General features: G+C 44.4%; 8 protein-coding genes. All 8 read left to right on the top strand.

From position 1 onward, the window contains the following. Window positions 1–1251, top strand: a 1251-nt coding sequence (locus tag ABIO93_RS25580) for a M14 family zinc carboxypeptidase (RefSeq protein WP_348072841.1), incomplete at its 5' end; no start/stop codon positions are given. Window positions 1252–1364: 113 nt separating this feature from the next. Next, window positions 1365–4256 (top strand): TonB-dependent receptor, encoded by a 2892-nt coding sequence (locus ABIO93_RS25575; protein ID WP_348072840.1) that lies wholly within the window; start codon window positions 1365–1367, stop codon window positions 4254–4256. A gap of 74 nt (window positions 4257–4330) precedes the next feature. Beyond that, window positions 4331–6001 carry an IPT/TIG domain-containing protein gene (locus tag ABIO93_RS25570; protein WP_348072839.1) on the top strand — a complete coding sequence of 557 codons (1671 nt, stop codon included), beginning with the start codon at window positions 4331–4333 and terminating at the stop codon, window positions 5999–6001. A gap of 223 nt (window positions 6002–6224) precedes the next feature. Next, complete coding sequence (locus ABIO93_RS25565) at window positions 6225–6848, top strand: HupE/UreJ family protein (RefSeq protein ID WP_348072838.1); 624 nt, start codon at window positions 6225–6227, stop codon at window positions 6846–6848. Window positions 6849–6878: 30 nt separating this feature from the next. After that, window positions 6879–9263 (top strand): M1 family metallopeptidase, encoded by a 2385-nt coding sequence (locus ABIO93_RS25560; RefSeq protein ID WP_348072837.1) that lies wholly within the window; start codon window positions 6879–6881, stop codon window positions 9261–9263. Window positions 9264–9410: 147 nt separating this feature from the next. Next, on the top strand, window positions 9411–10364 hold the full coding sequence (locus tag ABIO93_RS25555; RefSeq protein WP_348072836.1) for a D-2-hydroxyacid dehydrogenase: 954 nt from the start codon (window positions 9411–9413) through the stop codon (window positions 10362–10364). An 85-nt stretch (window positions 10365–10449) separates the two neighbouring features. Further along, window positions 10450–10686: a hypothetical protein gene (locus tag ABIO93_RS25550; protein WP_348072835.1), complete on the top strand. Its 237-nt coding sequence runs from the start codon at window positions 10450–10452 to the stop codon at window positions 10684–10686. Then, window positions 10668–11066: a type II toxin-antitoxin system VapC family toxin gene (locus ABIO93_RS25545; protein WP_348072834.1), complete on the top strand. Its 399-nt coding sequence runs from the start codon at window positions 10668–10670 to the stop codon at window positions 11064–11066. Before ABIO93_RS25550 ends, ABIO93_RS25545 begins: the two co-directional genes overlap by 19 nt. Window positions 11067–11119 lie beyond the last annotated feature (53 nt).

Genomic DNA, 11119 nt, shown 5'->3' with positions numbered 1-11119 from the left:
CAAATGATCAAGGTGGGCAATGGCAAGAAAAAAGTATTGCTATGGTCTCAAATGCATGGCGACGAGCCGACCGCGACAATGGCCAGTTTCGACATTTTTAACTTTCTCGAAGGCAAAAATGACGGTTTCGACAGTTTTCGTAAAGATCTTTTAGAAAACACTACATTATATTTTGTTCCCATGCTTAATCCCGATGGTGCCGAACGCTACCAGCGGCGTACCGCACAGGGTATCGACATGAACCGCGATGCAGCTGCAAGGCAAACACCGGAAGCGGTCATATTAAAAGGATTGGTGGACAGACTCAAACCAGATTTCGGTTTCAACCTGCACGACCAAAGCCCCCGCTACTCCGCAGGACGCAGCTCCAAAGTCGCTACTATATCATTCCTTGCCACTTCTTACGATTATGAGCTATCGATCAATCCCGTTCGGGAACGCTCCATGCAGCTCATTGTGGGCATGAATAAGGTGCTTCAAAAATACATTCCAGGCCAGGTAGCAAGGTACAGCGACGATCACGAACCAAGGGGATTTGGTGATAATGTGCAGAAATGGGGGACAACATTGGTACTCATTGAATCAGGAGGCTACGTTGGAGACCCGGAAAAGCAATACATTCGTCAGCTGAACTTCATGGCGATCCTGTCTGCATTAGGCAAGATTTCAGACAATTCATTGACCAAAGAAAAACGCGACGAGTACTACGACATTCCTGAAAACGGAAGGTGGGTTTATGATCTGGTAGTACGCAATGCGACCGTCAAACAATCAGGAAAGTCATTCACCGCCGATCTTGGCATCAACCGGAGTGAAATCAACTACGCCAATGCTTCCAAATTCTTTTATTACAGTAAAATTGAAGACTTCGGCGACCTGCATCCGCAATACGGCAGTGAGGAGATCGACGCCACCGGCCTGACCATTGAAAAAGGAAAAGTACATCCTACTACCTATAAAAACGTCAGCGAGATCAGCAAACTAAATGCGAAAAGTCTCTTGCGTGAGGGCTATACCTACGTGCGACTGGCCGCGGATTCCAATACCCGCGCACTGGGACTTTACTTCACCACAACACCTTTGCATGTACTCCGAAGCGGACAAGAAGCTCCGTCCGGAACACCCGGACTGGGCGGTACAGCTACCTTTATCCTCAAAAAAGCAGGCAAAGTGAAGTATGCGGTGATCAATGGCTTTGTGCACGACCTCGACGACTTCGAAGCGGAAAAAGGACAAGGAATTATTGAATAAGTGCTTGATTTATAACAAATAGGCAAATTCCGAAATAACTGAGCCATAATATAGGGGTAACATTGGGGTAACATTGGCGATCTACTTTTGTGTCATAAAATTGACACCGAAAAATGAAAACCAAAATTTTTACCCTGTTACTATCTCTCTCAGCTGCCCTCACGGCCCTGGCAGATCCCGGTTCTATCCGCGGCTCCATTAAAGACGCCAAAAGTAAAGAAGCACTTATAGGCGCATCCGTATTGATCGAGGGCACACAGATTGGTGCTGCCGCTGACGTAGATGGCAATTTTGTCCTTTCCAATGTTCCAGTCGGAACCCACAAAATCATCATTTCTTTTGTTTCTTACCAAACCAAGGAAATTCCTAATGTAAGAGTTGAGTCTGGCAATACCACGGTAATCGATACCGAACTGGACGAAGAAGGCAAAGCGTTGCAAGAAGTTGTTGTGCGGGGTTCACGTGCAACCAATACGGAAGTTGCCGTTATCAGTGAAATCAAACAATTAAAGCCAATAGCAGTCGGGATTTCGGCTCAGCAAATTCAAAAATCTCAGGATCGTGATGCAGCAGCAGCTATTCGTCGCGTACCTGGTGTGAGCATCGTGGATAATCGTTTTGTAATGATCCGCGGCTTGGGATCACGTTACAATGCTGTTTTGATCAACGATGTTATTACGCCCTCATCGGAAGTTGACACTCGTTCTTTTTCTTTTGACCTTGTTCCAAGTAATATCATTGACCGGATGATTGTCTACAAATCCGGTTCAGCAGAATCTCCCGGCGACTTCGCAGGCGGTATCATCAAAATTTACACCAAACGTCGCCCAGATCAAAACTTCACAGATGCGGCTTTTACACTTGGTTACCGTGGAAATACAACCTTCCAGCATGTACAGACACAGACGCGCAGTGGTGCAAATTTGCTGGGGCTTTGGGGAAAAGACCAAACGCTATCCAGCGCCTTCCCAAAAAGATCAGCTGACTTTAATGTTTTAAGCGCGCCTGACAGAGCATCATATGCGCAATTAATGCCCAACTCATGGGGACTTAAAAATATAAACGTTTCTCCCGACATGCGTTTTGCACTGAATCTGGGTAGACGATTCGATATTGGCAATGTTGATGTCAGTAACATTACCAATATCAATTACTCTCTAACAAACCAACGCGCCGAAGTAGGATTGACGTTATATCAAAACGGATTGACTGCCAATGACGTTTTTGAAAAATACACGGATTCAAATTATTCCCGTCAGTCAAGGATTGGGGTTCTGCACAACTGGACTTTCCGCTTCTCTCCTGTTTTTACGCTGGAATGGAAAACATTGTTTAACCAGCTAGGGAATACCGAAACCGTCGTTCGTAACGGACAGAAGATAATTGACGGCTATGATGCATTAAATTATTCAGAACGGTTTGAAAACAGAACAATCGCAACTACTCAAATATCAGGTGATCATAAATTTGGAGAATTAACCAAGCTGAATTGGATCACAGGATTTGGATACACTGGCCGCTGGGAGCCGGATTGGAAGCGTGTCCGTTATCAGCGTGTTACTGGTGCAACCGGTTCAGACGGACAGCCTGCTCCATTTACAGCTGTAATGCCAACTGATCCAACAGCATCGGAGGTAGGTCGTTTTTACTCGAAATTAGGTGAACGTGTTTACACACTTTCTGTCAATGGTGAACATACTTTTGGTAACCCTACCGATCGTGAACCAAACCGCATTCGATTCGGAATTTACGGTGAAAGAAAAGACAGAGATTACACTGCTCATTTTTATGGATATAATAGTGTTGGAAACGCAAGTGCCGTACTAGGCCAGGGAGTTGGTTCTGTATTTTCACCAGCTAACGTAACCGGACAAACTGGTGGACTAACCATTAAAGACGGAACAAAGGATCTGGATTCTTACCAGGGTATAAATAATTATGGTGCTGCCTATCTGAGCGGTGATGTAAATTTCGGAAGTAAGGCTATTCTAACAATTGGTTTCCGTGGGGAATACAATAATCAGCAGCTTCATTCTTTTATTGTCAATGAAAGAAAAGAGCTGGTTAATAACAAGATATTTATCCCGCTGCCTTCTCTGAATTTTACTTACAAAGTTTCGGATAAACAAAATCTGAGACTGGCTTTTTCTTCGACACTTAACCGCCCTGAATTCCGCGAACTTGCTCCGTATGCTTATTACGATTTCAACTTACAGGCTGATATACGTGGTAATACAACACTTAAAACTGCCAAGATTCAAAATTTGGATGCGAAGTGGGAATTTTATCCAACTCCTAATGAGCTCATTTCAGTAACCGGATTTTATAAGCATTTTAAAGATCCAATTGAGTCATTCCTTTTACCAGTTGGAAGTGGACTTGCCTACACTTTTATCAACGCAGGTTCAGCCCAGAATTATGGTGTTGAATTAGAAATGCGTAAAGGGTTTACAAATGCATCAAGCATTTTCCTGCAAAATCTTACACTGATCGCAAATGCTTCTTTTATTAAAAGCAAAATAAATCTGGGAGATGTTATCCAGGGCCCGGATTTAAGTGGAGCAATTCAAAATTATGACCTGACAGGCCTAACAGACAAAAAACGTCCTATGGCAAACCAGTCCCCATACTTGATCAATGCAGGCGTCTATTACGCCGATCCAATTTCAGGATGGCAATGGAATGTACTTTACAATGTATTCGGACAACGGATTTTTGCAGTAGGAAATCAAAACAACCCGACGGTTTACGAAACACCAAGGAACGTAATTGATCTAAATGTCAGTAAAAAGATCAGACAAAACCTGGAATTCAGATTAGGTATACAAGATATCCTTAATCAGCCAGTTCGCTTCGCCCAGGATTTCAATCGTGATGGTAAAATCGGAAAAGATGTAACATCTACAACCGCCAATGCAGATCAGAATGTACGCAAGCTTAAAAGAGGAAGCTACTTCACATTAACTGCTGCTTATACATTCGGTAAAAGAATAGTAATTCCTTAATACCAAAAGTCAATAAGCGCCACCCATTCCACTAATTAATAAAATTCTCTTTTTGCAAATCAATTAAATTAAATATGAATATCTTAAAAAAACAGCTGTATCTTTTATTAGTTCTGGGCGGTCTGTTCGCAGGAACCACTTCTTGTGACAATAACGATGAGCCTACTCCGGCTGCGGAAGTACTTTCGGTGAAATCGTTGGCTCCGGCATCCGGTCCTGTTGGCACGAAGGTTGTCATCACAGGTACCAAATTTGATGCGACTGCTGCTAACAATACCGTTTTGTTTAACACAACACCTGCTACGGTAACAGCCGCTACGGCTACGACACTTGAAGTAACTGTTCCCGCCGGTGCAACAACAGGACTAGTTTCTGTAACCGTGGGTGGTACAACCGCTAAAAGCGCGACCAATTTCGAAATAGCTGCACGCACAGTGGTTGAAAAATCAGGTGCAATTGCAGCTAGCGAAACATGGACGAAAAATAATATTTATCTTCTAAAAGGTTTTGTTTACGTAAATAGCGGTGCAACACTTACAATTGAAGCAGGAACGATTATCAAGGGCGGAGGAATTGCACTTGATCCTTCCGGAGCAGCGAAAGGTGGTACACTAATCATCAATGCAGGAGCGAAAATCATGGCCGTAGGTACTGCAACTGAACCTATTGTCTTCACATCGAACGCCGCACCAGGAGCTCGTAATTATGGGGACTGGGGTGGAATTGTAATCCTTGGAAAAGCGCCACATAACCAACTTGCAAGTACACCTTTCGAAGGTGGTATTGCTGGCCTGTTAGGTGGCGAGGGCATTGCTGATGACAATTCTGGGAAGTTACAATACGTACGGATTGAATTTCCGGGTATAGCAATTGCTGTTGGTAACGAAATCAACGGTTTATCATTATATGCGGTTGGGTCAGGTACAACGATTGACCACGTGCAGGTTTCTTACAGTGGTGATGATTCTTTCGAATGGTTTGGCGGTACTGTTAACGCTAAAAATCTGGTCGCCTTCCGTGGTTTTGACGATGATTGGGATACTGACTGGGGTTTTACAGGTAAAGTACAGTATGCACTCTCTTTGCGTGATCCATTGGTTGCCGATCAGTCCGGTTCAAATGGTTTTGAATCTGATAACTTTAAAGGTACAGGCGAACCAGCGACCGGACCTAACAACGGCCTGCCGTTGACTGCTCCTGTGTTTGCAAACGTAAGTAACTTTGCTTTCTCTGGTACGCCAAGTAATACACAAGCATCAGGAAGCGGACCTTATCAGTCGGCCATGCATTTGCGTCGTAATACGGACATTACTATTTTAAATTCAGTTTTTGCAGGATATCCTGAAGGCCTTCGTCTTGACGGTGCCAATACATTGGCTCATGCTACTGCCGGAACACTAGATCTGAAAGGTATTGTGTTGGCTAACACAACAATCCCCGTACGTGGTGACCGTGCTGCAACAGGCGTTTCTGATGCACAGGCAACCGCTTTTTTCGGTGCTGCTGCCCGTAAAAATACTATTCTTACTGATGTTTCGACATTGCTTTTGAATGCAAACAATTTTAGCCTTACCGCTCCTGCTTTCTTACCAGCAGCAACCTCTCCTTTATTGAAAGACGCAATCTGGGAAGGAAAAGGTGCTGATGCATTCTTCACAAAAGAACTTTTCAGAGGTGCATTCGGAACCGAAGACTGGACCAAATCCTGGACCAACTTTGATCCTCAAAATACAATCTACAAGTAATTCATTCTTAAAAGTCTTATATAATTGGTGTCAGAATTTAAAAAGGCCGGGGGCAAATGCTCCCGGTCTTTTTTGTTTGTCAAAATGTGACATCTGACAGCGTAGTGCTGCCTTTTGTCTTCCGGTATTGTTTTCCTGCATCGAAAAGAATATCTTCGGGTTCATGTTTTTTGTCATGACAATTAATTTTGTCTTGATACTACTAATCTCTTATTACCACTAAATGTCCGAGTTCCAGGCGTACCTACAACTAGGTTTCAGTCACATTACCGATTCCAATGGCTATGACCATATCCTTTTTATCATGGCACTTTGTACTGTATACACTTTAATTGACTGGAAGAAAGTGGTCATCCTCGTGACGGCCTTCACCATCGGACACTCCATTACCCTGGCGTTGGCCACTATGGGTTTGGTTAGCATTAACAAGGACTGGATCGAACTTTTGATCCCGGTTACCATCATTATTACTGCGTCGCTCAACTTTTTTTATCAAATACCCAAAAGCTCATTTAGCAAAAAAGAAACAACATCAGCGCTCAGATACCCGCTGGCTATGTTTTTTGGACTGATCCACGGACTTGGCTTCTCCAACTACCTGAAAGCCCTGCTGGGAAATGAAGCTCAGATATTCAATCCATTGCTGGGTTTTAACATTGGGTTGGAACTCGGCCAGCTGATCATTGTATTCATTATTTTATCAATTGCCTTTGTATTGATCGAACTGATGCGCATTCAAAGGGTCAACTGGATCAACATTATGTCCGGGATCATTTTTGGAATGGCATTGTCGCTCATCCTGAATAACCCATTTTTCCGCACACTAATGGGCATGTCTGTAAACTAAGAAAATCAAAATCTCAATAACCTGCCAATTATGAAAAAAACACTTCTCCCGTTACTGATGCTACTGCTGGTTTCCATGGTTTCCATGTCCCAACAGTTACCCGTTTCACCCAATTTTAAAGCCAATGACCGTTTTGAACAGCTGGGAACCACGCTTCCTACGCCTAATTCCTACCGGGCAGCCTCCGGTGCGCCGGGCCGGGAATACTGGCAGCAACGCGCCGACTACGACATTAAAGTGGAGCTGGATGACGATAACCGCCGTATCATCGGTTCCGAAACCATTACTTTTTTCAACCAGTCGCCCGACGACCTGAAATACATCTGGCTGCAACTGGATCAGAACCTTTTCAAAAAAGACGGCATTGGCGCTACTTCCCGTACTGGTTCTGTGAGTGCAAAAGGCATGAGCCCGGCGCAGTTACAGGCACTGAACAATGGCAGAGGTTCTAATCTGGATCCTAAAAAAGAATATGGCTACGAGATTTCAGCCGTCAAAGACAAAGCCGGAAAAGCATTGCCATATAAAATCAATGGTACCATGATGCGCATTGACCTGCCAGTGACATTGAAGTCGGGTACAACATTTGTTTTTGGCGTGGATTGGAGTTATAACATTACAGAGTACTATGGTCGCAGTGGCTATGAATACTTCCCCAAAGACGGCAATGCCAACTACTTCATCGCACACTGGTTCCCACGCCTGGCACCTTATGACGATGTCAATGGCTGGAACCACAAGCAATTCCTCGGCCAGGGTGAGTTTGCATTGATTTTCGGAAATTACAAAGTAGCCATCACCACTCCTGCCGATCACGTGGTAGCAGCCAGCGGTGAATGCCAGAACTACGCACAGGTATTGACCGCAGCTCAGAAGCAACGTTTGAAACAAGCAGAAACTTCCAAAAACCCGGTTTTGATCGTAACACAGGCAGAAGCTGAAAAAGCAGAAAAACGCGAAAACAAAACGCCAGGCAAAAAAACCTGGATCTACAAAGCAGACAATGTTCGTGACTTCGCATTTGCCAGCAGCCGGAAATTCATCTGGGATGCCATGCAAAGCGATGTGTACAAAGATGGCCGCAAGATCTGGTGCATGTCTATTTACCCAAAAGAAGGTAATCCGCTTTGGGAGCAATATTCAACACGCGCGGTGGCCCATACATTGAAATCTTACGGTGCACGTACATTTGAATATCCTTATCCGGTTGCCATTTCCTGCCACGGCGTTTCAGGCGGTGGTATGGAATATCCAATGATCAGCTTTAATGGTGGCCGTCCGGAAGAAGATGGTACTTACAGCGAAGCGACGAAATATGGCATGATCGGCGTCATTATCCATGAAGTAGGACATAACTTTTTCCCGATGATCGTCAATTCCGATGAGCGCCAATGGGCGTGGATGGACGAAGGTCTGAATACATTCTGTCAATATCTTGCCGAAAAAGAATGGGATTTCAACTTCCCTACCCGTCGCGGTGAACCTAGCATGATCACCGAATATATGTCTTCCGACAAATCGGTACTGAGTCCCATTATGGCATCTGCCGAAAATGTAATTGGTCTTGGACCCAATGCATACGGAAAGCCCGCGACAGCATTGAACATTCTGCGTGAGACAGTTATGGGCCGTGAGTTATTCGACCACGCTTTCAAAGAGTATGCAACTCGCTGGAGATTCAAAAGCCCTACCCCATCCGATTTCTTCCGTACCATGGAAGATGCTTCCGGTGTGGACCTGGACTGGTTCTGGAAAGGATGGTTTTATGGTACCGAACCTGTTGACCAGGATCTGGTAAGTGTGGACTGGTTCAGCATTGACACGCAAAACCCCGTCATTGAAAAGGAAATTGCACGTAAGGAAGCCGCCCGCAAAGCTGCAACCATGAGCAAAATACAGGATGCCAAGACAAAAGGCGAAACGGTAGTAGCTCAGGACTCCACCATGGCTGACTTCTACAACCGTTACGATCCGTTCAAGGTTACCGAGGCCGATAAGCAAAAATACGATCAGTACCTTTCTACATTATCAGAAGACGAGCGTCAGTTGATTCAGGCAAACACCAATTTTTACACGCTTTCAGTAAAAAACAAGGGTGGTTTACCAATGCCTGTGATCGTCAAAATGGGTTTTGAAGACGGTACAGACTCAGTGGCTGTATTCCCAGCGGAGATCTGGCGCTTCAATGATGCGCAGATCAACAAGGTGATATCTACCAAAAAGAAAGTGGTACAATGGACATTGGATCCTTACTTCCAGATTGCCGACATTGATACTGAAAACAATGCTTTCCCAAGAATCGCAAAGCCAACACGTTTCCAGATTTTCAAACAGCAGCAGACACAAAAGACACCGAATCCCATGCAAATGCAAGGTACCGGAGCCGGTAAGATCAGCAGCGATCCCAAAAATTAAGATTCAAGTAAGTTAAAAAGATAAGGGCCTTCCTGAGCAAATCAGGGAGGTTTTTTTATGTAATTTCAAAATTGAAGCTATGTAATTTCAAAATTGGGTGCCTCTTAAAGTATCTTGGCAACGCATTTAAAACCTAATACCTATAAAATGAATATCGTTATCCTCGACGGCTATACTTTGAATCCTGGTGACCTGGACTGGGCGCCGCTTCATCGGCTTGGTAATGTAAAAGTGTATGACAGGTCCAGTGAAGAAGAAATTGTAGCGCGCGCGGCCGGAGCTGAGATTATCCTTGTCAATAAAGTAGTACTTTCAGAAAAAACCCTCGACCAGCTTCCTAAGGCGCGGTACATTGGCGTTATGGCGACAGGTTATAACAACATTGACGTAGCTGCCGCCAAGAAAAATAACATAATTGTCACCAATGTGAAAGCATATGGTCCCGCATCGGTTGCCCAGCAAACATTTGCATTATTGCTCGCGCTGGTCAATCATGCAGAGTTGCACAGCCAAAGTGTTTTCAATGGTGATTGGGTAGCATCCCCCGATTTTTGTTACTGGAAAACGCCCCTGACAGAACTGGCGGGCAAAACAATGGGGCTGATCGGATTGGGCGATATCGGTTCGCTAGTCGCGAAAATCGCGCTCGCATTTGGCATGAAAGTCGTTGCGTATCGCAAAAATCCAGCCCAGACAGAAAACGAAGACATTGAGATGGTACCATTGGAAGACCTCTTCCGGAGAAGTGACGTCGTCAGCCTGCACTGCCCGTTAACAGAAGAAACCAAGGGTTTGATCAATGCGGAAAGGTTATCATGGATGAAACCGAATGCGATCATCCTGAATACTGGCCGGGGACCATTAATCAATGAAGCTGATCTGGCGGCTGCCCTTCAAAACGGAACCATCGCCGGCGCCGGTCTTGATGTACTGTCTATCGAACCGCCAAAACCTGACAATCCACTGCTTTCCGCACCGCATTGCATCATTACGCCACACGTAGCCTGGGCCTCATTTGAAGCAAGAAAGCGGCTCCTGCAAATGGTCGCCGACAACCTGGAAAGCTTTGCTGCTGGTTCACCAAAGAATGTGGTTTCGTGATTACTCTGATTTAGAAATCACGACAAACGGGTTTTCGAGAAAATTTGAGGCGTAATGTTTATATTTGACTATAAACTGAAAGAATATGTTAACCGCAATTGAAGGAATATACGAGAACGGACAGATCATTCTGAAAGAAAAACCAGCTGTTCAGCAGCGTGTAAAAGTTTTTGTGACTTTTACCGAAGAGGTGGCAGAAGCACAGACTGAAACACTTACACATCCTTCCACAAATCTCAGAGGCGCGTGGAAGGGCGCGGACAAAAAAGAAATCGCAGATTATTTTGACAACATCCGCAGTGAATGGAAAAGAGATATCTGATCGATACGAATGTTGTCACAAAATATTTGGCGGAAGAACTCTCTGAGGCAGGCCTCGACTTGCTTGATTCCATCATTGATTCCAATAAGGCGCAAATCTCCGTTGTTTCAAGAATTGAACTGCTGGGATTTTCTCCTAAAAGCAATAATCTCCTGAATTTTATAGAGCAATTTTTGGGAATATCATCAGAATTTGGGCTGTCAGAAATAATTATCCAAAAAACCATCGACATTAGAAAAGCTTATAAAATCAAAATCCCGGATGCAATTATTGCTGCAACAGCTCTATGCAACGATTTGATTTTGCTATCTGATAATGATTCTGATTTTGGGAAAGTCTCGGGGCTAAGATATATTAACCCGCGAAAATACACCTCATAATCTCTTACTTCCGCGTCTTTTTCCCTTTGCCCCAGTTCTTTTTCATTTTGGTA

Origin of the sequence: Dyadobacter sp., from assembly GCF_039919315.1 — a bacterium.
Taxonomy (GTDB): domain Bacteria; phylum Bacteroidota; class Bacteroidia; order Cytophagales; family Spirosomataceae; genus Dyadobacter.
The sequence above is the reverse complement of the archived record's forward strand: the minus strand, read 5'-3'. Positions and strand labels throughout refer to the sequence as shown.